A 21,592-nucleotide genomic window follows, 5' to 3' on the forward strand; every position below is an offset into this window, starting at 1 on the left:
CTCTTATGGCAGCATTTTGCCGATGTAGTACACAACCAGCCCCAGGGCGACAAAATCGGTTTCCGGGAAGCTGGTGCCCGACAGTCCGACGGATTCCATGATGGGATAGATCAGTGCAGGGCCTATGCCGATCAGAATTCCGGTGATAAAACTTCCGGCAATAGCGCCTTTCCAGCCCCCTGAGGCGTTCCCAAATACCGCTGCCGTGGCGCCGATAAAGAAGTAGGGAATCGCGACGGGAATAATGACCGTTTGGCCAAGCAGGGCAAGAAACCCCATGACCACAAGTCCGCCGACAAAAGATGAAATAAATCCCAGTACGGTGGCGGTAGGCGCGTAAGGAAAGACGACCGGGCAGTCCAGTGCGGGTTTAGCGTTAGGGATAAATTTCTCTGAGATACCGAGAAAAGCGGGAACAATTTCAGACAACAGCAGCCGGACGCCAGTGATAATAATGTATAGCGATGCCGTGAAGGTGAGCGATTGATACAGCGGATAAACCAGCCAGTGCATACCGCCTGCGGCTGCGGTGACCGCGGCTTTACCTGCAGCCAGCGCGGCAATGTAGTAAAAAATGCTGACCGAGATCGACACTGAAACAATGTAATCCTTGAAGATCCCGAGCCATCCCGGAAGGTTAAGCTTTTCCGTTGATTGTTTGGGATCGCCGACCTTTGAGCCTATCCACCCCGACGCGGCGTAAGCCAGAGTGACATAGTGCCCCATAGCGATCTCATCATTGCCCGTGATTTTGCGCATCCACGGCTGGGCAATAGCCGGATACAGGCAGGCTGCCAGCCCCAGCAAAATAGAACCGACGATAATTGTCGTCATGTCGCTATAGCCTAGCGCTTTCAACGTGACGGTAAGCAGGGCGGAGAGATACAGATTGTGTTGCCCGGTGAGAAAGATGTACTTAAACGGCGTTATACGGGCAAAAAACAGGTTCCAGCCAAAACCCACCACCATAATGAGTGAAACGCACATCGCGAATTTGGTTTGCGCCAGCCCGGTTAGCGCCTCTGCTAAAGGCATGACGCCTTTCAAACCGAACCCATCGCTGAACAAGGTCTGAAAATTACCCAGAGAGGTGACGGCGAGGCCTGCACCGCCCGCAAAAACCAGAAAACCGACGATAGTTTTAAAGGTTCCAGAGAGGACTTTTTCGATAGGCTTGCGTTGGATAAGCAGCCCTATGAGTGCAATAAAACCAACTAAAAGTGGGGTTACGCCCAGAATGTCGAATACAATAAACTTTAGGAGATCCATATTTCCCCCGAGAGGTTAGTTGTTCTGAACGACGCTGATGAGCGCGGATTCCATCTCTTCGCTGTTCATCAAATCGGTGATGCCGATAGCTCGGAACCCGGCCGCTTCAATTTCATCGGTGAGATCGCGCATTGTGATAACAAAATCAATGCCTTGCCATGTAGCAAGGCCGGACAGTACATCGTGTTCAAGATCGATGTCCCAACCGTTTTTATCGATGATTTTCTGGGCTTTTATTTTGAGCATCAACGAGCTGCCCATACCGGTACGACAGACGATAAGACCTTTCATGAGACGTTCTCCTGTTTTGTGAAAATAATTATTTTTATTTAATATTTTGTGATAAAAATAATTATCGAAAAATAAACCGAAGAATGTGACTGAATTTGCATTTCATGCAAAAAAGGCGAAAAATGAGCCAGATAGATAACAACTTATTGATAAACATAAGAAATGAGGCTTCAGGGTTAAGTCCCATTCTGGAAAAAGTAGGGCGTTTTATCACGGAAAATCCTGATTTCGTGATGAGACACACGATTTCTGAGCTTGCTGATTCGATTGATACCAGCGAAGGCAGCATTACGCGATTTTGTCGGGCTTTTGGCTTTAAAGGGTTCTCAGACTTCAGAACGGCATTGGCGCTGGAGCGCGGCGCGGCGCGTTCAGAAGGTGAGCCAGATGATGAAACTTCCGCAGTGATGGCCAGTATCCGTGACAGCAACGCTATCGTTGATAGCATTGAATTGCAGTCGATTGCGGTGTGGCTAAATCAGCTCACATATATTGCCATTTATGCGGTGGGGAGTGCCGTACCGGTCGCCCAGTTTTTACAGATGAAGCTGGTGCAAATGGGGAAGAGCGCCAACTTTATCGATCGCTCCTATCCTTCGGCCATCTCACCGCTGGCCGACTGCGAGAAGACGGGAATTATCGTTGTCCATACCGAGCAGACATCGACTGATATGATGCAGGCGCTGGCGTTGGCAAAGGAACAGGGGATTAAAATTGCCTCGCTGACGCGGGGATCGTTCGCGCCGTTAAATCGACTGTCGGACTGGAACCTGCAGGCTGCCGTCGCCCTGCAAGGCGAGGGGGAATCTGGCTTTGCCGAAATTGCGGGCGCTATGATGGTCGCCGATCGTATTTTAAGTGCGCTGGAGGGGCAGGATGAACGCTATAGCCAGTGCCGGAAAGCGCATCAGAAGCGTATTTTCTCGATTGAGAGCGTGACCAACAAGCTGTCGGAATATTTTATGTCGTAGGGAAGAGATCCCGGCGACGTTTGCGCCGCCGGGTAAGCTATTGGTGTTTAGTACATCACTTTGTGACCATACTGCTCAAGAATGCCCTTCACGCGCTCCATGGTCTCTTTCTTCGGCGGCTTCACGCCGTCGAGCTTGTACTCTTCGCCCATCGCCACCCATTTATGTTTACCCAGCTCGTGGTACGGCAGCAGTTCGATTTTCTCAACGTTGCCCATATCGCGGGTAAATTCACCCAGGCGATGCGCGGAATCGTCATCATCGGACCAGCCTGGCACCACCACGTAGCGGATCCAGACATTGATGTCTTTCTTTGACAGGTATTGTGCGAACTCCAGCGTACGGTGGTTAGATACGCCAACCAGGTTCTGGTGAATGTCGTCGTTCATCTGTTTAAGGTCTAGCATCACCAGATCGGTCACTTCCAGCAGTTCATCAATCACTGGATCGTAGCGGCGCACAAAACCGTTGGTGTCGAGACAGGTGTGAATGCCTTCCTGCTTACAGGCGCGGAACCAGTCGCGCACGAACTCGGCTTGCAGAATGGCCTCGCCGCCGGACGCGGTAACGCCGCCGCCAGACGCGTTCATAAAGTGGCGATAGGTGACCACTTCTTTCATCAGTTCTTCAACGGTGATCTCTTTGCCACCGTGCGTGTCCCATGTATCACGGTTATGGCAGTACAGGCAGCGCATCAGGCAGCCTTGGAAGAAGGTAATAAAGCGGATGCCCGGGCCATCAACGGTGCCACAGGATTCAAAGGAGTGAATGCGACCAGTTACAGACATTGCAGTGTTATCTCCAGTTCTTCCCTGCGTCCGGCAGGGTGACGATCATGATTTCAGGCCGTCTTGAGTTTATTTTGCTTGTTAACCTGATTATAGAAGTTAGCAGGCAAAATAGGCTCGGAGAGCGTAGAGCACTTATAAGAAAGGCCCCACTGACGTGGAGCCTTTATTGTACGCTTTTTAAATCGCGATTTCAGTCAAATCCATTACATGGACTGAGTGAAGGTACGGGTGATAACGTCCTGCTGCTGTTCTTTAGTCAGGGAGTTAAAACGTACTGCGTAGCCAGATACGCGGATGGTCAGCTGCGGATATTTTTCCGGGTTTTCCATCGCGTCGAGCAGCATTTCGCGGTTCATAACGTTAACGTTCAGGTGCTGACCGCCTTCGATAGACGCTTCGTGGTGGAAGTAACCATCCATCAGGCCTGCCAGGTTGGTTTTACGAACGTCGTCGTCTTTACCCAGTGCGTTCGGAACGATAGAGAAGGTGTAAGAGATACCATCTTTAGCGTAAGCAAACGGCAGTTTAGCAACGGAGGTCAGAGAGGCAACAGCACCTTTCTGGTCACGGCCGTGCATCGGGTTAGCACCTGGACCGAACGGCGCGCCAGCGCGACGACCGTCTGGGGTGTTACCGGTTTTCTTACCATAAACCACGTTAGAGGTGATGGTCAGAACAGACTGAGTCGGGATAGCGTTACGGTAAGTAGTCAGTTTCTGAATTTTCTTCATGAAACGTTCTACCAGGTCAACCGCCATGTCATCGACGCGCGGGTCGTTGTTACCAAACTGCGGGTATTCGCCTTCGATTTCGAAGTCGATAGCCAGACCGTCTTCGTCACGAATCGGTTTAACTTTCGCATATTTGATAGCAGACAGGGAGTCAGCCGCTACGGACAGACCCGCGATACCGCAAGCCATGGTGCGGATAACGTCACGGTCGTGCAGCGCCATCAGAGAAGCTTCGTAGCTGTACTTGTCGTGCATGTAGTGGATGACGTTCAGCGCGGTGACGTACTGTTTAGCCAGCCAATCCATGAAGTGATCCATACGGTCGATAACTTCATCGTAGTTCAGGTATTCGCCTTTCATCGGTTCAGATTTCGGGCCAACCTGCATTTTCAGTTTTTCATCAACGCCGCCGTTGATTGCGTACAGCATGGTTTTCGCCAGGTTTGCACGCGCACCGAAGAACTGCATTTGTTTACCAACGATCATCGGGCTTACGCAGCAAGCGATAGCGTAGTCATCGTTGTTGAAGTCCGGACGCATCAGGTCATCGTTCTCGTACTGCAGAGAAGAGGTATCGATGGACACTTTCGCGGCGAATTTTTTGAACGCCAGCGGCAGTTTTTCAGACCACAGGATGGTGATGTTCGGTTCCGGAGACGGACCCATGGTGTACAGGGTGTTCAGGAAACGGAAGCTGTTTTTGGTGACCAGGGTACGGCCGTCAACGCCCATACCACCGACGGATTCAGTTGCCCAAATCGGGTCGCCGGAGAACAGTTCATCATACTCAGGGGTACGCAGGAAGCGAACCATACGCAGTTTCATGACCAGGTGGTCAATCATTTCCTGAGCTTCTTGTTCAGTGATTTTGCCTGCTTTCAGGTCACGTTCGATGTAGATATCCAGGAAGCTGGAAGTACGACCGAAGGACATTGCAGCGCCGTTCTGGGATTTAACCGCGGCCAGGTAGCCGAAGTAAGTCCACTGGATAGCTTCCTGAGCGTTGGTAGCCGGACCAGAGATGTCGTAGCCGTATTTAGCAGCCATCTCTTTGATCTGACCCAGCGCACGGTGCTGTTCAGAGATTTCTTCACGCAGACGAATAGTCGCTTCCAGGTTCACACCGTTTTCCAGATCAGACTGGAGAGAGGAGAACTGAGCGAATTTGTCTTTCATCAGGTAGTCGATACCGTAAACGGCGATACGACGATAGTCACCGATGATACGGCCACGGCCGTATGCGTCTGGCAGACCGGTCAGAACACCGGATTTACGGCAGCGCAGGATGTCCGGAGTATAAACGTCGAACACGCCCTGGTTGTGGGTTTTACGGTATTCGGTGAAGATTTTTTTGATGGTCGGATCCAGCTCGCGGTTGTACGCTTTGCAGGAACCTTCGATCATTTTGATGCCGCCGAACGGGATAAGCGCACGCTTCAGCGGAGCTTCAGTCTGCAGACCAACAATTTTTTCCAGCGCTTTGTTGATGTAACCAGCGTCGTGGGAAGTGATGGTGGAAGCTACGGCGGTGTCAAAGTCAACTGGCGCGTGAGTGCGGTTTTCCAGTTTAACGCCTTCCATAACGTTGTCCCACAGTGCTGTGGTCGCGTCAGTTGCGCCAGCCAGGAAGGACTCGTCACCCTCATACGGAGTGTAGTTTTTCTGGATGAAGTCACGTACGTTTACTTCATTCTGCCAGTCACCTTTCGCAAAACCTTCCCAGGCTGTGGCTAACTTTTCATTAAGTTCGGACATGTAACACCTACCTATCTTAAGTGGACTTTTTATTTACTGCCTGGAGCAACCATCAATTAATGACGGTCGCCGCCACGCAGGTAAATGACCCAGTATGTCAACCCAACCAGCAAACCGCCGCCGATGATGTTCCCGATGGTTACCGGAATCAGGTTATCGGTGATGAAGTGCATCACGGTCAGGTGAGAGAAACTGTCCGGAGTCGAACCGATAGCGGTCCAGAATTCCGGGCTAGCAAAGTTGCGTATTACGATACCCATCGGGATCATAAACATGTTTGCGATACTGTGCTCAAAACCGCTGGCGACGAACATGGCAACCGGTAAAACCATAATCATGGCTTTATCCATCAGGCTGCGGCCAGAGTAGCTCATCCAGACTGCCAGGCAGACCATCAGGTTCGCCAGGATGCCGAGAGCAACGGCTTCGATAAATGTATGGTGCATTTTGTGGTCAGCGGTTTGCAGAACGTTTAGCCCCCATCCGCCGTTGGCTGTCATGTATTCACCGGACAACCACATCAGCAACACGAACAGCAGCGCGCCGATCAGGTTACCAACATAGACGTTAAGCCAGTTTTTTGCCAGTTGACCCCAGGTGATTCGGCCGCTGGCTTTCGCCACAACGATGAGGACGGTCGATGTAAAGAGGTCAGCGCCACAAATTACGCAAAGAATTAAGCCAAGCGAGAAACAGATACCGCCAATCAGCTTAGCAATGCCGAACGGCATGCCCGCTGTACCTGTGGTTGCGGTAATGTAAAAAACAAAAGCAATCGAGATAAAGACGCCCGCAGTAATCGCCAGATAAAAGGTTTTCAGCGGATGCTTGGTTGCTTTATAGACACCTGCTTCTTCGGCAACTTTGGCCATAGCGGCAGGAAGGAGTAGATCAAAAGGGTTGTCAGCTTTCACACTAACTCTCTCTTTTTATTTAATCGGCGACGAGATACTAACAAAGCATTATAGATGAGAATTTGATGTAGATCATATCTCACCTGGCTAATAGGCCTGAAGAACGCGTGGTTTTTCAACAATCCCTTGCTAACGATATGAATAATAAGGTGAAAATAAATTTTAAGATTTACAAATTCAGTTGAATTTTTTCTTTTACCTTCATTTTATTGGTTAATTAAAATGGAGTAATGATCGTGAAATTTAACAATAAAAGTAAGCTACTAATTATGGTGTTTACTTATGTTTAACTTTATTTTCACAGAATCACGAAGCGAAACGTTGAAATATAAAAAAGGGGCCAGCAAGTGGCCCCGTAATATAGCCCAGGTCGTCGATTAAACCTACTATTTATATGGAGAAACGATCACTTCGCCCAGAAAGCGGCTTTTGCGCGCTGCAGTTTCTCGTAGGCCTGTAACAGCGACTGATGGGCCGGGAAGGCCTCCAGAGAACCGTCAACCGGCTGTAGGCCATAGAATGCCTCTTCGCCGCTCAGCGCTGCGCTGGCGGCTTCCACCGCATCGGCGCCGTACATACGGACAAACGCGTTCAGATACTGCAGCGGTTCGCGCTCTTCTTCCTGAGACAGCAGCAGCAGCGTTTGTAGGCAGCGATAGTAGTTAGCGCGCTCTGCGCTGAACACCGAGGCGTTGAACTCCATGGTCCACTCGGTCCAGATCAGCGCCTGTTCAAGATCGCCGCCCGCCAGTGCCAGCATGGCTTTCAGTTCGCCAATACGCAGGGTGTACCAGCCGTTGTTTGGACCGGTCGCCAGACCCAGCAGTTCGCGCACGCGGGTAAAGTCGTCCAGCCCTTCATCGTCGAGCTGCTCGATCAGATTCAGGTACTCTTCTTTCTCCCACTGGCTGCCCGGCAGGGAGAGGATCGTTTCGCGCAGATGGCTACCCATATTGTTGTTTGCCAGCCACAGATCTTCAGCCGGATAAATATCGGACATGCCCGGTACGATGATGCGGCACGCGTAGACGCCAAGGTGCTCGTAGTCGGCGATGTACACTTCTTTATCTTCTTCTTTGAAGATAGCCATCAGCGTAGCGAACTCTTCTTCGGTTGTGCCGGAGAAGTTCCAGTCGGCGAACGGATAGTCGGCGTCCTGCTTGAACATATCCCAGGAGATCAAACCGCTGGAGTCAATGAAGTGGGTTTCCAGGTTGGTATGCTCAGCCACTTCTTCGTCATCGAAGGTGGGCGGCGTGAACACGTCGAGATCTTTCAGACCACGACCCTGTAGCAGCTCGGTTACCGTACGCTCCAGCGCGACGCCAAAGTCCGGATGAGCGCCGAAGGAGGCAAAGCAGGTTCCGTTGGCTGGGTTGAACAGTACCACGCAGATAACCGGATATTTACCGCCCAATGAACCGTCGTAAGCGAAGATCGGGAAACCTTCCGCTTCCAGCGTTTTGATGGATTCCACCACACCCGGATAGCGCGCCAGCACCTCGGCCGGGATCTCCGGCAGGCTGATACTTTCCGCAATGATGCGGTTTTTCACGTGGCGTTCGAACACCTCCGACAGACCCTGAACGCGGGCTTCGTTACGGGTGTTGCCCGCCGACATGCCGTTGGAAACGTACAGGTTCGCGACGATGTTCATCGGGATATAAATGGTTTCACCGTCGGACTGACGGGTAAACGGCAGGCCGCACACGCCGCGATCGTCGTTGCCGGACTGCAGATCGACCAGCATGCTGGCGGTCAGTTGATCGTCAGGATCGTAGAACGCACGCAGACGCGCGTCGAGCAGGCCTTCCGGTACTTCATCATCATCGGTCAGTGGGAACCATTTTTCGTTCGGGTAGTGAACGAACGGATCGTTGGCGATTTTGTCGCCCAGCCAGAAGTCGGCGAAGAAATAGTTGGTTGACAGACGTTCGAAGTACTCGCCCAGCGCGGAAGCCAGCGCCGCCTTTTTGGTCGCGCCTTTGCCGTTGGTAAAGCACAGAGAGCATGCCTTATCACGAATATGCACCGACCAGACGTTAGGAACCGGGTTCAGCCAGGAGGCTTCTTCAATATCGAAGCCCAGATCGAGCAGCTTTTGCTGGAAGCGAGCGATGGAATCTTCCAGTGCGGCATCTTTGCCGGGAATATAGGTTTGCGTCATAGCAATCTCTTTTGTCGTACGGAAAGCGCGCAATGATACGGGTTTTGCGTGACGGGTGCTATCTTCGGCGAAAATAAAAGGGGCAGCTATGCTTACTGACGATAACCTACTGTTAAGGCGTCGAAAAAAATGAAAGCATTTGATCTTCAACGGATGGCATTTGATAAAGCTCCCCCTGAATTTTTAGGTGAAGTGGCGCTAAGGTGCCTCTTTACTTTCGTATTGGTTTTCTTGTTTCTCAAAATTACCGGGCGCCGCGGCGTTCGCCAGATGTCGCTCTTTGAAGTGCTGATTATCCTGACGTTGGGGTCGGCGGCGGGAGACGTGGCGTTTTATGATGATGTCCCGCTGGTACCGGTATTTGCCGTTTTTGTCACTCTCGCGCTGTTGTATCGGCTGGCGATGTGGCTGATGTCGAAAAGCGAGAAAGTGCAGGATCTACTCGAAGGCAAAGCGATTGTCATCGTGAAAGAAGGCCAACTGGCCTGGGAGAACGTGCGGCGAGCGAATCTGACGGAGCTGGATTTTTTTATGGCGCTGCGTCTTAACAGCATTGAGCAACTTGGGCAGGTCCGCCTGGCGATTATGGAAACCGACGGCCAGATTAGCGTGTTTTTTTATCCCGACGATGAGGTAAAACCTGGCCTGTGTATCTTACCCGATAGCCTGACCCAGCGATTTAAAGCGGTGCCTGAGCCGGGAGAATACGCGTGCGTCCGTTGCAGCTATGTTGTCGGCCTACAGGCGGGGGAACGCCAATTATGTCCGCGCTGCGCAAATCCGGCATGGACGAAGGTGAGCAGGGCGAAACGCATTGCCTGACAGCGATTTTGTCGGTTTTGTACCGGCAAGACGGCAGAATCTATTGTGTGATGAACGGCGCATTTCGGCGGCAGAAAGTTTTAGACATTGCGGCGCGTGTCACTGAATGATAAAACCAATAGCCACAGGAATAACTTATGCCCACGCGTTGATGACGCGCGAGGCATGCGGTCAGACAACATTGCAATGTGGTGAGGGTTATGGCTCAGGTCTTTAATTTCAGTTCAGGTCCGGCGATGCTTCCGGCAGAAGTTCTTAAACTGGCGCAGAAAGAACTTTGCGACTGGAACGGGTTAGGTACGTCGGTAATGGAAGTCAGCCATCGTGGTAAAGAGTTTATCCACGTGGCAGAGGAAGCAGAAAAAGATTTCCGCGACCTGCTTAATATCCCTTCCAACTACAAAGTACTGTTCTGCCACGGCGGCGGACGCGGTCAGTTTGCCGGCGTTCCGCTGAACATTCTGGGTGACAAAACCACTGCCGACTACGTCGATGCGGGTTACTGGGCGGCAAGTGCGGTAAAAGAAGCCAAAAAATACTGCACCCCGAATGTTATCGACGCGAAAATTACCGTCGACGGCAAGCGTGCGGTTAAACCGATGCGCGACTGGCAGCTTTCCGATAACGCGGCCTATCTGCACTACTGCCCGAACGAAACCATCGACGGCATCGCGATTGAAGAGACGCCGAACTTTGGTAAAGACGTGATCGTTGCCGCTGACTTTTCATCGACCATTCTCTCTCGCCCGATTGACGTCAGCCGTTACGGCGTGATTTACGCAGGCGCGCAGAAAAACATTGGCCCGGCGGGCTTAACGCTGGTCATCGTGCGCGAAGATCTGCTGGGCAAAGCGCACGTGGCTTGCCCGTCTATCCTCGACTACACCGTGCTGAACGACAACGACTCCATGTTCAATACGCCGCCGACTTTCGCCTGGTATCTGGCGGGTCTGGTCTTCAAATGGCTGAAAGAGCAGGGCGGCGTTGCGGCCATGGACAGCATCAATCAGCAGAAGGCCGATCTTCTGTATAACACCATTGATAGCAGCGATTTCTATCGCAACGACGTGGCCAGCGCCAACCGTTCACGCATGAACGTGCCGTTCCAGCTAGCCGACAGCGCGCTGGACAAAGTGTTCCTCGAGGAATCCTTTGCCGCCGGCCTGCATGCGCTGAAAGGCCACCGCGTCGTGGGCGGGATGCGCGCATCCATCTATAACGCTATGCCGCTGGCTGGCGTACAGGCGTTAACTGAGTTCATGCAGGACTTCGAACGTCGCCACGGTTAATTTTATTTTTTGTTCATCCCCACAGCACCAGTCTGTGGGGTTTTTACTTCTGCTTTTGAGAGTTGAGTTTCATGGAATCCCTGACGTTACAACCTATCGCGCGCGTAGATGGCACGATTAATCTGCCTGGTTCTAAAAGCGTGTCGAACCGTGCGCTGCTGCTGGCGGCGCTGGCACGTGGCACCACCGTCCTGACAAACCTGCTGGACAGCGATGATGTTCGCCACATGCTGAACGCGTTGAAAGCGCTGGGAATTCACTACACCCTGTCTGCCGATCGTACCCGCTGCGAAGTGACCGGCAACGGCGGCCCGCTGCAGGCGCCCGGCGAGCTGGAACTGTTCCTGGGTAATGCCGGCACCGCCATGCGTCCGCTGGCTGCCGCGCTGTGCCTCGGCGCAAACAATATTGTGCTGACCGGCGAACCGCGCATGAAGGAGCGTCCGATTGGTCACCTGGTCGATTCCCTACGTCAGGGCGGCGCACAGATTGAGTATCTGGAGCAGGAAAACTACCCGCCGCTGCGACTGAAGGGCGGTTTTAACGGCGGTAACGTTGAGGTTGACGGCAGCGTTTCCAGCCAGTTCCTGACCGCGCTGCTGATGACTGCACCGCTGGCGCCGCAGGACACCACCATTAGTATCAAGGGTGACCTGGTCTCCAAACCGTATATTGATATCACCTTGCACCTGATGAAAACCTTCGGTGTTGAAGTTGAAAACCAGAATTACCAGCGCTTCGTCGTGAGCGGTAATCAGCAATATGTGTCTCCTGGACAATATCTGGTAGAAGGCGACGCCTCTTCAGCTTCTTACTTCCTTGCGGCCGGGGCGATTAAAGGTGGCACCGTGAAGGTGACCGGTATCGGCCGCCACAGCGTACAGGGCGATATTCGCTTTGCTGACGTGCTGGAGAAAATGGGCGCAACCATCACCTGGGGCGATGACTACATTGCCTGCACCCACGGCGAGCTGAACGCAATTGACATGGATATGAACCATATCCCTGACGCGGCGATGACGATTGCCACCGCGGCGCTGTTTGCCAAAGGCACGACGACGCTGCGTAACATCTATAACTGGCGTGTGAAAGAGACTGACCGACTGTTCGCGATGGCGACCGAACTGCGTAAAGTGGGCGCTGAAGTTGAAGAAGGTGAAGACTATATTCGTGTGACACCGCCCGCGACGCTAAATTTTGCGGAAATCGGCACCTATAACGATCACCGTATGGCAATGTGTTTCTCGCTGGTGGCGCTGTCGGATACGCCCGTCACTATTCTTGACCCGAAATGCACGGCGAAAACGTTCCCGGACTATTTCGAGCAGTTGGCGCGTATTAGTACCCCGGCCTAATCCTTTGTTATCGTAAAAACGCTGGCATGACGCCGGCGTTTTTTTTCGGACTTTTTTGCCCACACCGAGCAGTGTTACCCTTCTTTCTGAAATAACTAATTGATATTTAATTATAATTAATCAATGGATGATTCATATGAAGAATGCAAAGGTAATGCTGGCGCTGGCGGTTTCCGCGACGCTGCTTGTGGGTTGTAAAAATATGCAGGGTGTCGACACCAATGCGCTGGTAGGATCCGGGATGACGGCCTACAAAGCGGCGACGCTGTCGGACGGTGAGGTTAAAGCCCTTTCCAACGATGCCTGCGAGCAAATGGATGGCGACAACAAGCTGGCGAGTCAGTCCAGCAAATACACCAAGCGCTTGAATAAGATTGCCAAAGCCTTGGGTAATAACATCAACGGCACGGCGGTAAACTACAAGGTATACATGACCTCCGATGTCAACGCATGGGCGATGGCCAACGGCTGCGTTCGCGTTTACAGCGGCTTAATGGACATGATGACCGACAACGAAGTGGAAGGCGTTCTGGGGCATGAACTGGGGCACGTAGCGTTGGGTCACTCACGTAAGGCGATGCAAACTGCCTATGCGACCGTTGCGGCTCGCGATGCTATTTCCGCCACCAGCGGCACGGCGGCTCAGCTGTCGAAATCGCAGCTTGGCGATGTGGCGGAAGGGATGATCAACTCTGCGTTCTCCCGTTCGCAAGAATCAGAAGCCGATGACTTCTCTTACGACCTGATGAAGAAACGCGGCATCAGTACCCAGGGTCTGGTCGGCAGCTTCGATAAGCTGGCGACGCTTGACGCGGGTCACTCGAAATCGTTGTTTGACTCTCACCCGCCTTCAGCCGAACGCGCGCAGCATATTCGCGACCGCATCGCGGCGGACAAAAAGTAAATCACTGTCACTTTCCGGGCCGGCCTCTCGTCGGCCCGCTATACTTGTCTATTCTCCTGCTATTGATAGGGCTAATTCTGGAATTCGCAGACAAAGGTAACCGTCTGGCGCAGAGATGCGTATAATGCGCGGCGTTTACGTTATGTATGCCTTTTATTAAGGAGAGTGAGATGACGGCAATTGCCCCGGTAATTACCATTGACGGTCCGAGCGGCGCAGGTAAAGGCACGCTGTGCAAAGCGATGGCAGAAGCATTGCAATGGCATTTGCTGGACTCTGGCGCTATTTATCGCGTGCTGGCGCTTGCGGCGCTGCATCACCATGTTGATGTGAACTCGGAAGATGCACTGGTCCCGCTCGCGGCGCATCTGGACGTACGTTTTGTCTCTACTGATGGGGCGCTGGAAGTTATCCTCGAAGGGGAAGATGTTAGCGGCGAAATTCGCACTCAGGAAGTGGCTAACGCCGCTTCACAGGTGGCTGCCTTCCCGCGCGTGCGTGAAGCGCTGCTGCGTCGTCAGCGCGCTTTCCGCGAAGCGCCGGGCCTGATTGCCGACGGCCGCGACATGGGCACCGTGGTGTTCCCGGACGCCCCGGTCAAAATCTTCCTCGATGCCTCATCGGAAGAACGTGCGCAACGCCGCATGCTACAGTTGCAGGAAAAGGGCTTTAGTGTTAACTTTGAGCGCCTTTTGGCAGAGATAAAGGAGCGAGACGACCGCGATCGTAATCGTGCCGTTGCGCCGCTGGTTCCTGCCGCCGATGCTTTAGTGTTGGATTCCACCACCTTAAGCATTGAGCAAGTAATTGAAAAAGCGTTAGACTATGCGCGCCAGAAATTGGCAATCGCGTAAGACGCGACCGAATTTGCAGTACCCCCGTTGCAAAGGATTGACAGCGGGTATGTGAAACAACCCCATCCGACAAGGTGTCAGGTGGACGTTAATATTAACCTGAAGATTAAACATGACTGAATCTTTTGCTCAACTGTTTGAAGAATCCTTAAAAGAAATCGAAACCCGCCCGGGTTCCATCGTTCGTGGTGTTGTTGTTGCTATCGACAAAGACGTAGTACTGGTTGACGCCGGTCTGAAATCTGAGTCTGCCATTCCGGCTGAGCAGTTCAAAAACGCCCAGGGCGAACTGGAAATCCAGGTTGGTGACGAAGTTGACGTTGCTCTGGATGCAGTAGAAGACGGCTTCGGTGAAACCCTGCTGTCCCGTGAGAAAGCTAAACGTCACGAAGCTTGGATCACGCTGGAAAAAGCTTACGAAGAAGCTGAAACTGTAGTTGGTGTTATCAACGGCAAAGTTAAAGGTGGCTTCACTGTTGAGCTGAACGGTATTCGTGCGTTCCTGCCGGGTTCCCTGGTAGACGTTCGTCCGGTGCGCGATACTCTGCACCTGGAAGGCAAAGAGCTTGAGTTCAAAGTAATCAAGCTGGACCAGAAGCGTAATAACGTTGTTGTTTCTCGTCGTGCCGTTATCGAATCCGAAAACAGCGCAGAGCGCGATCAGCTGCTGGAAAACCTGCAGGAAGGCATGGAAGTTAAAGGTATCGTTAAGAACCTCACTGACTACGGTGCATTCGTTGATCTGGGCGGCGTTGACGGCCTGCTGCACATCACCGATATGGCCTGGAAACGCGTTAAGCATCCGAGCGAAATCGTGAACGTTGGTGACGAAATCAACGTTAAAGTGCTGAAATTCGACCGCGAGCGTACTCGTGTATCTCTGGGCCTGAAACAGCTGGGCGAAGATCCATGGGTAGCTATCGCTAAGCGTTATCCGGAAGGTACCAAACTGACCGGTCGCGTGACCAACCTGACCGACTACGGCTGCTTCGTTGAAATCGAAGAAGGCGTTGAAGGCCTGGTTCACGTTTCCGAAATGGATTGGACCAACAAAAACATCCACCCGTCCAAAGTTGTTAACGTTGGCGACGTAGTGGAAGTTATGGTTCTGGATATCGACGAAGAACGTCGTCGTATCTCCCTGGGTCTGAAGCAGTGCAAATCTAACCCATGGCAGCAGTTCGCAGAAACCCACAACAAGGGCGACCGCGTTGAAGGTAAAATCAAGTCTATCACTGACTTCGGTATCTTCATCGGCCTGGACGGCGGCATCGACGGCCTGGTTCACCTGTCTGACATCTCCTGGAACGTTGCAGGCGAAGAAGCAGTTCGTGAATACAAAAAAGGCGACGAAATCGCAGCAGTTGTTCTGCAGGTTGACGCAGAGCGTGAGCGTATCTCCCTGGGCGTTAAACAGCTCGCAGAAGATCCGTTCAACAACTGGGTTGCTCTGAACAAGAAAGGCGCAATCGTAAACGGTAAAGTGACTGCAGTTGACGCTAAAGGCGCAACCGTAGAACTGGCTGACGGCGTTGAGGGTTACCTGCGCGCTTCTGAAGCTTCCCGTGACCGCGTTGAAGATGCGACTCTGGTTCTGAGCGTTGGCGACGACGTTGAAGCTAAATTCACCGGCGTTGATCGCAAAAACCGCGCAATTAGCCTGTCTGTTCGTGCGAAAGACGAAGCTGACGAGAAAGATGCAATCGCTACTGTTAACAACAAACAGGAAGACGGCAACTTCTCCAACGCTATGGCTGAAGCATTCAAAGCAGCTAAAGGCGAGTAATCTTGCTCATTCGGGTTTAACAACCTGAATTGTGATGAGTTTACTTGACAGATTGCAGGTTTCGGCCTGTAATCTAGCACAAAGGGCGGCTACGGCCGCCCTTGTTTAATAAGCTGTTAGCTAATTTTCCTTGAAAGGAAACCGGAGGAATCATGACCAAGTCAGAATTGATTGAAAGACTTGCCAGCCAGCAATCTCATATCCCTGCCAAAGCAGTGGAAGATGCGGTAAAAGAGATGCTGGAGCATATGGCCTCAACCCTGGCCCAGGGCGAGCGCATTGAAATCCGCGGTTTCGGCAGCTTCTCTCTGCACTATCGAGCACCACGTACCGGGCGTAACCCGAAAACTGGCGACAAAGTGGAACTGGAAGGCAAATATGTGCCGCACTTCAAGCCGGGTAAAGAACTGCGCGACCGCGCCAATATTTACGATTGAGTTTTGACCGCTAACCGGCGGTAACTTGGTTGAGAGAAAAGCACCTGCGGGTGCTTTTTTCGTTTTGAGATGCTCACTCTGGAATCACTCTCGCGTTTTTTTCGCAATGCCTGCACGCAACGAATATTCATCTGACACCACCACGCAAGTTTGAAAAACCGCTCACGACAATCGTTTTATCCTACGCGACACTCCTGATAACAAGGAGGTGTCAATGCGTTTGCCGCAGCTGGCTGGCTATGTGCTGGCTGGAATCTTACCGCTGAGTGTGCTGCCAGAACTGCCCGCGCTTTGGTGTATTAAGCTTGCCATTGTCGCGCTGATTATTCTCAGCGCGTGTGGACGGTTGGGGCGCTCCGCTTCGTTGGTGGGGCTTATGTTCTGTTGGGGCGTTCTGGCAGCGTGGCAGGTGCAGTGGCCTGCACTGACGCTGCCGGGAAAGAATCGTCAGGTTGAGTTGACGATAACGCAGACTGACGGACAAACGACACATCAGGGCATGATTACCCGGCTGGAAGGTCAGCGCCTGTTCCCCGGCACCGCGATTACCCTCTACGGTAGCTATCTGCCGCAGCCGCCGTGCGTTGGTCAGCGTTGGCGAATGACGATTCGTGCGCGCGCCGTTCACGGGCAGCTAAACTCAGGGGGCTTCGATTCCCAGCGTTACGCGTTTTCACAACACCGTGCTTTGACGGGGCGAGCGATCGCTGCGGAATTGTTGCACAATACCTGTAGCCTCCGCGCTCGCTACCTGACATCGCTGCAAACAACCCTCGCGGCCTATCCCTGGCGTGACGTCATGCTGGCGCTTGGAATGGGGGAGAGGCTCTCGGTGGCGCCGGAGATTAAATCGCTAATGCAGCAAACCGGGACTTCACACCTGATGGCGATTTCCGGGCTTCATATTGCGCTTGGCGCTTCACTGGGCTGGCTGTTGGTGCGCGCCGTGCAGTTTTTCCTTCCCGTCTGGCTGATTAACTGGCGTTTGCCGCTCCTGGTGTCACTGGCGAGTGGATTTGCTTACGCGGCGCTGACGGGAATGCAGCCGCCCGCGATGCGCACGGTGGTGGCAGCCGCCGTCTGCTGTCTGCTCCGTTTACACGCCAGGCGCTGGGCTGGCTGGGAAGTGTGGCTTTGCTGTCTGGCAACCATCCTGTTTCTCGACCCACTGGCGGTGCTGTCCGATAGTCTGTGGTTGTCGGCAGTTGCGGTTGGCGCGCTCATTTTCTGGTATCAGTGGCTACCGTTGCCCGCGTGGGAATATCCACGATGGCTTCGCCCGCTCGCGAGCCTGATCCATCTTCAGCTTGGCTTGATGCTGCTGTTAACACCGCTGCAAATCATGTTGTTTCACGGTATCAGCCTAACCTCGCTGTTGGCGAATCTGGTTGCGGTGCCGGTGGTGACATTTATGGCTGTTCCGCTGATTCTGTTGGCGATGTTCCTGCATCTGTGCGGCCCAATGACGCTGGAAACAATGGCATGGTACGGCGCCGACCGGGTGCTGGCGCTGGTGTTTGCTTACTTGCGCCTGCTGCCAACCGGATGGTGGTACATTGGCAGCGCATGGCTGGGACTTTCCCTGCTGCCGTGGGGAGCGTTGATTCTCTGGCGCTTGCATGGCTGGTTGCGCTTTCCGGCGCTTTGGTTGTCGTTAAGCATACTGCTGGCCTTCCCACTGTGGCGTAAAACGCCTGAAAACCAGTGGCAGGTTACCATGCTTGATGTCGGGCAGGGGTTAGCGATGGTGATTTCGCGAGGGGGCAAAGCGTTGCTCTACGATACCGGGTTAGCCTGGCCGGAGGGTGACAGCGGTGAACAGCTGATTGCGCCATGGTTACGCTGGCACGGACTTACGCCTCAGGGCATTATTCTGAGCCACGATCATCTGGATCATCGCGGCGGTCTGCGTTCGCTACAGCAAACCTGGACGGAAATGTGGGTCAGAAGTCCTCTGGGCTGGGCCGGTCATCAACCCTGCGCGCGCGGGGAATCCTGGCAGTGGCAGGGGTTAACCTTTCGTGCGCTCTGGCCGCTGCCGGGGAAGGCTCCGAAGGGCAATAACGGCTCCTGTGTCGTGAGGGTTGATGATGGCAAAAACAGTATCCTGCTGACGGGAGATATTGAATTATCGGCAGAAATGGCCATGATTAGCCGTTTCTGGCGGCCATTTGCGTCTACAATTATCCAGGTCCCACATCACGGTAGCTCGACGTCCTCGGGGATGGCGCTGATTCAACGGGTGGGCGGTGCAGCCGCACTGGCTTCCGCATCCCGCTATAACGCATGGCACCTGCCTTCAGCAAAGGTCAGGACGCGCTATCTTCAACGACAGTACGCCTGGTTCGATACACCGCATCAGGGGCAAATTACACTCACTTTTAGTGCCAATGGCTGGAAGATTGAAGGCTTACGAGATCAACTTTTACCTCGTTGGTATCATCAGTGGTTTGGCGAGGCTCGCGATAACGGGTAGAATATGCGGCTATTTCAACACAAGCTGGTTTTTTGAATGCAGAACGACAAAGATCTCTCCACGTGGCAGACCTTCCGCCGACTCTGGCCAACTATTGCGCCGTTTAAAGCAGGGCTGATCGTGGCGGGCGTGGCGTTAATCCTTAACGCAGCCAGCGATACCTTTATGCTATCGCTTCTTAAACCGTTACTGGATGATGGTTTTGGTAAAACAGACCGCTCAGTGCTGCTGTGGATGCCGCTGGTCGTGATTGGCCTGATGATCCTGCGTGGGATCACGAGCTATATCTCTAGCTACTGTATTTCCTGGGTTTCCGGCAAGGTCGTGATGACCATGCGTCGTCGGCTGTTCAGCCACATGATGGGGATGCCGGTCTCCTTCTTCGATAAGCAGTCCACCGGGACGCTGCTGTCGCGCATCACCTATGACTCTGAGCAGGTGGCATCGTCCTCTTCCAGCGCGTTGATTACCGTGGTGCGTGAAGGGGCTTCCATCATCGGCCTGTTCATCATGATGTTTTACTACAGCTGGCAGCTGTCGGTGATTCTGATTGTGTTGGCGCCTATCGTGTCGATGGCGATCCGCGTGGTGTCTAAACGCTTCCGTAGCATCAGTAAAAACATGCAGAACACCATGGGGCAGGTGACCACCAGCGCAGAACAGATGCTAAAAGGGCATAAAGAAGTGCTGATGTTCGGTGGCCAGGAAGTGGAAACTAAGCGTTTTGATAAGGTCAGCAACAAGATGCGTCTGCAGGGGATGAAGCTGGTCTCCGCGTCGTCTATCTCTGACCCAATCATCCAGCTGATTGCCTCTCTGGCGCTGGCATTTGTCCTGTATGCCGCCAGCTTCCCAAGCGTCATGGAAACGTTGACTGCCGGTACCATTACCGTGGTCTTCTCGTCCATGATTGCGTTGATGCGTCCGCTGAAATCGTTAACTAACGTCAACGCGCAGTTCCAGCGCGGGATGGCAGCCTGTCAGACACTGTTTGCCATTCTGGATAGCGAGCAGGAAAAAGACGAAGGTAAACTGGATATCGAACGCGCCAAAGGCAGCGTTGAATTCCGTAACGTTACCTTCACCTATCCTGGCCGCGAAACCCCGGCGCTGCAAAACATCAACCTGTCGATTCCGGAAGGGAAAACGGTGGCGTTGGTGGGGCGTTCCGGTTCGGGTAAATCCACTATCGCCAGCCTGCTGACCCGCTTCTACGATATCGATGAAGGTGAAATCCTGCTCGACGGGCATGACCTGCGCGAGTACAAGCTGGCATCGCTGCGTAATCAGGTCGCACTGGTTTCGCAGAACGTGCATCTGTTTAACGACACGGTAGCCAACAACATCGCCTATGCGCGCACCGACGAGTTCAGCCGCGAGCAGGTTGAAGAGGCGGCGCGGATGGCCTACGCGATGGACTTCATCAACAAAATGGATAACGGTCTCGATACGGTAATCGGTGAAAACGGCGTTCTGCTTTCCGGCGGCCAGCGCCAGCGTATTGCCATCGCCCGCGCGCTGCTGCGTAACAGCCCAATCCTGATTCTGGATGAAGCCACCTCGGCGCTGGATACCGAATCTGAACGTGCGATTCAGGCGGCGCTGGACGAACTGCAGAAAAACCGCACCTCGCTGGTGATTGCGCACCGTCTGTCCACTATCGAGCAGGCTGACGAAATCATTGTGGTCGAAGACGGACGTATCGTTGAGCGCGGCAGCCATCGCGATCTGCTCGAACAGCGCGGCGTCTACGCACAGCTGCATAAAATGCAGTTTGGCGAATGATAGCGAAGATCTGGTCCGGCGAATCGCCGCTGTGGCGGCTGCTGCTGCCGCTCTCCTGGCTGTACGGCCTGGTGAGCGGCGTGATTCGTCTGTGTTATCAACTCGGCCTGAAGAAGTCCTGGCGTGCGCCATGCCCGGTTGTGGTTGTGGGTAACCTGACGGCGGGCGGCAATGGTAAAACGCCAGTGGTTATCTGGCTGGTGGAACAGCTTCAGCGTCAGGGAGTACGCGTTGGCGTGGTCTCTCGTGGCTACGGTGGCAAAGCGGACAGCTATCCTCTGCTGCTGAATGCCGATACCACTACCGCGCAGGCCGGAGATGAACCGGTGCTGATTTATCAGCGCACCGGCGCGCCCGTGGCGGTTTCGCCGGTGCGGGTTGATGCGGTGAAAGCGCTGCTGGCGGCTCACGATCTTCAAATGATCGTCACCGATGACGGTTTGCAGCACTACCGGCTGGCACGCGATAAAGAGATCGTGGTGATCGACGGTGTGCGCCGCTTTGGTAATGGCTGGTGGTTACCGGCTGGCCCGATGCGTGAACGCGCTTCACGTCTGGATACGGTCGATGCGCGGATCGTCAACGGTGGCGAAGCGCTGCCGGGCGAAATTCCGATGACGTTACGTCCCGGCGATGCCGTCAATCTGCTGACTGGTGAGCGGCAGCCTGTTTCCACACTACAAAACGTGGTGGCGATGGCCGGTATTGGTCACCCGCCGCGCTTTTTTGCCACCCTGAATGATTGCGGCCTGCAACCGGTACGAACGGTGGCGCTGGTCGATCACCAGGCGCTGAGTGAAGCGGATGTGCAGGCGCTGGTCGCGCCAGGACAGATGCTGATCATGACCGAAAAAGATGCGGTGAAATGTCGCCGCTTCGCGCAGAAAAACTGGTGGTATCTGCCGGTGGACGCCGTGCTTTCCGGCGATCGCGCGCAGACGCTGCTACAGGAATTGATTACCCTCGCACGGCGCTAACCGCGTCGGCGAAAGCAG

The 21,592-nt window shown here is 53.5% G+C and carries 17 protein-coding genes; 11 read left to right on the forward strand and 6 right to left on the reverse strand.

What is annotated here, in order from left to right; all coding sequences use genetic code 11:
- Window positions 1–3: 3 nt before the first annotated feature.
- Entirely contained in the window at window positions 4–1,269 is a 1,266-nt protein-coding gene (locus K7B04_RS13470; protein ID WP_064548768.1) for a PTS ascorbate transporter subunit IIC, read from the reverse strand.
- A 15-nt stretch (window positions 1,270–1,284) separates the two neighbouring features.
- A complete protein-coding gene (locus K7B04_RS13475) occupies window positions 1,285–1,560 on the reverse strand; it encodes a PTS sugar transporter subunit IIB (RefSeq protein WP_163447730.1) in 276 nt (91 codons plus the stop codon).
- Between the two features lie 122 nt (window positions 1,561–1,682).
- Between K7B04_RS13475 and K7B04_RS13480 the strand changes: the two genes are divergently transcribed.
- Window positions 1,683–2,531 (forward strand): MurR/RpiR family transcriptional regulator, encoded by an 849-nt coding sequence (locus K7B04_RS13480; RefSeq protein ID WP_167576294.1) that lies wholly within the window; start codon window positions 1,683–1,685, stop codon window positions 2,529–2,531.
- 47 nt (window positions 2,532–2,578) lie between these two features.
- On the opposite strand, the gene pflA is transcribed toward K7B04_RS13480, so the two are convergent.
- The 4 genes from pflA to ycaO all read right to left on the reverse strand — a co-directional run bounded on the left by pflA (window position 2,579) and on the right by ycaO (window position 8,889).
- Entirely contained in the window at window positions 2,579–3,319 is a 741-nt protein-coding gene (gene pflA / locus K7B04_RS13485) for a pyruvate formate lyase 1-activating protein (protein WP_064548773.1), read from the reverse strand.
- 206 nt (window positions 3,320–3,525) lie between these two features.
- On the reverse strand, window positions 3,526–5,808 hold the full coding sequence (pflB, locus tag K7B04_RS13490; protein ID WP_163447728.1) for a formate C-acetyltransferase: 2,283 nt from the start codon (window positions 5,806–5,808) through the stop codon (window positions 3,526–3,528).
- 56 nt (window positions 5,809–5,864) lie between these two features.
- Entirely contained in the window at window positions 5,865–6,722 is an 858-nt protein-coding gene (gene focA / locus K7B04_RS13495; RefSeq protein WP_064548778.1) for a formate transporter FocA, read from the reverse strand.
- A gap of 406 nt (window positions 6,723–7,128) precedes the next feature.
- Window positions 7,129–8,889 (reverse strand): 30S ribosomal protein S12 methylthiotransferase accessory factor YcaO, encoded by a 1,761-nt coding sequence (gene ycaO / locus K7B04_RS13500; RefSeq protein ID WP_163448502.1) that lies wholly within the window; start codon window positions 8,887–8,889, stop codon window positions 7,129–7,131.
- Window positions 8,890–9,018: 129 nt separating this feature from the next.
- Here ycaO and K7B04_RS13505 point away from each other — a divergent pair, with 129 nt between their 5' ends.
- From K7B04_RS13505 to lpxK, 10 genes are all read left to right on the forward strand, one after another.
- A complete protein-coding gene (locus K7B04_RS13505) occupies window positions 9,019–9,711 on the forward strand; it encodes a DUF421 domain-containing protein (protein ID WP_163448503.1) in 693 nt (230 codons plus the stop codon).
- A gap of 200 nt (window positions 9,712–9,911) precedes the next feature.
- Entirely contained in the window at window positions 9,912–11,000 is a 1,089-nt protein-coding gene (serC, locus tag K7B04_RS13510; RefSeq protein ID WP_163448505.1) for a 3-phosphoserine/phosphohydroxythreonine transaminase, read from the forward strand.
- A gap of 71 nt (window positions 11,001–11,071) precedes the next feature.
- The gene (gene aroA, locus K7B04_RS13515; RefSeq protein WP_163448507.1) at window positions 11,072–12,355 is read left to right on the forward strand and encodes a 3-phosphoshikimate 1-carboxyvinyltransferase; all 1,284 of its coding nucleotides are present in this window, start codon (window positions 11,072–11,074) and stop codon (window positions 12,353–12,355) included.
- A gap of 136 nt (window positions 12,356–12,491) precedes the next feature.
- Window positions 12,492–13,259: a M48 family metallopeptidase gene (locus K7B04_RS13520; protein WP_163448509.1), complete on the forward strand. Its 768-nt coding sequence runs from the start codon at window positions 12,492–12,494 to the stop codon at window positions 13,257–13,259.
- Window positions 13,260–13,429: 170 nt separating this feature from the next.
- A complete protein-coding gene (gene cmk / locus K7B04_RS13525; protein WP_064548793.1) occupies window positions 13,430–14,113 on the forward strand; it encodes a (d)CMP kinase in 684 nt (227 codons plus the stop codon).
- 112 nt (window positions 14,114–14,225) lie between these two features.
- Window positions 14,226–15,899: a 30S ribosomal protein S1 gene (rpsA, locus tag K7B04_RS13530; protein ID WP_064548795.1), complete on the forward strand. Its 1,674-nt coding sequence runs from the start codon at window positions 14,226–14,228 to the stop codon at window positions 15,897–15,899.
- A gap of 152 nt (window positions 15,900–16,051) precedes the next feature.
- Window positions 16,052–16,336 carry an integration host factor subunit beta gene (gene ihfB, locus K7B04_RS13535; protein WP_015965094.1) on the forward strand — a complete coding sequence of 95 codons (285 nt, stop codon included), beginning with the start codon at window positions 16,052–16,054 and terminating at the stop codon, window positions 16,334–16,336.
- 214 nt (window positions 16,337–16,550) lie between these two features.
- Window positions 16,551–18,812: a ComEC family protein gene (locus tag K7B04_RS13540; RefSeq protein ID WP_167576292.1), complete on the forward strand. Its 2,262-nt coding sequence runs from the start codon at window positions 16,551–16,553 to the stop codon at window positions 18,810–18,812.
- A 36-nt stretch (window positions 18,813–18,848) separates the two neighbouring features.
- Window positions 18,849–20,597, forward strand: a complete 1,749-nt coding sequence (gene msbA, locus K7B04_RS13545) for a lipid A ABC transporter ATP-binding protein/permease MsbA (protein ID WP_163448511.1) — start codon at window positions 18,849–18,851, stop codon at window positions 20,595–20,597.
- A complete protein-coding gene (lpxK, locus tag K7B04_RS13550) occupies window positions 20,594–21,574 on the forward strand; it encodes a tetraacyldisaccharide 4'-kinase (protein WP_163448512.1) in 981 nt (326 codons plus the stop codon). The genes msbA and lpxK overlap by 4 nt, the downstream gene beginning before the upstream one ends.
- The last annotated feature ends 18 nt before the right edge of the window (window positions 21,575–21,592 follow it).

Source organism: Kluyvera sp. CRP, from assembly GCF_019930565.1.
GTDB lineage: Bacteria > Pseudomonadota > Gammaproteobacteria > Enterobacterales > Enterobacteriaceae > Kluyvera > Kluyvera georgiana_A.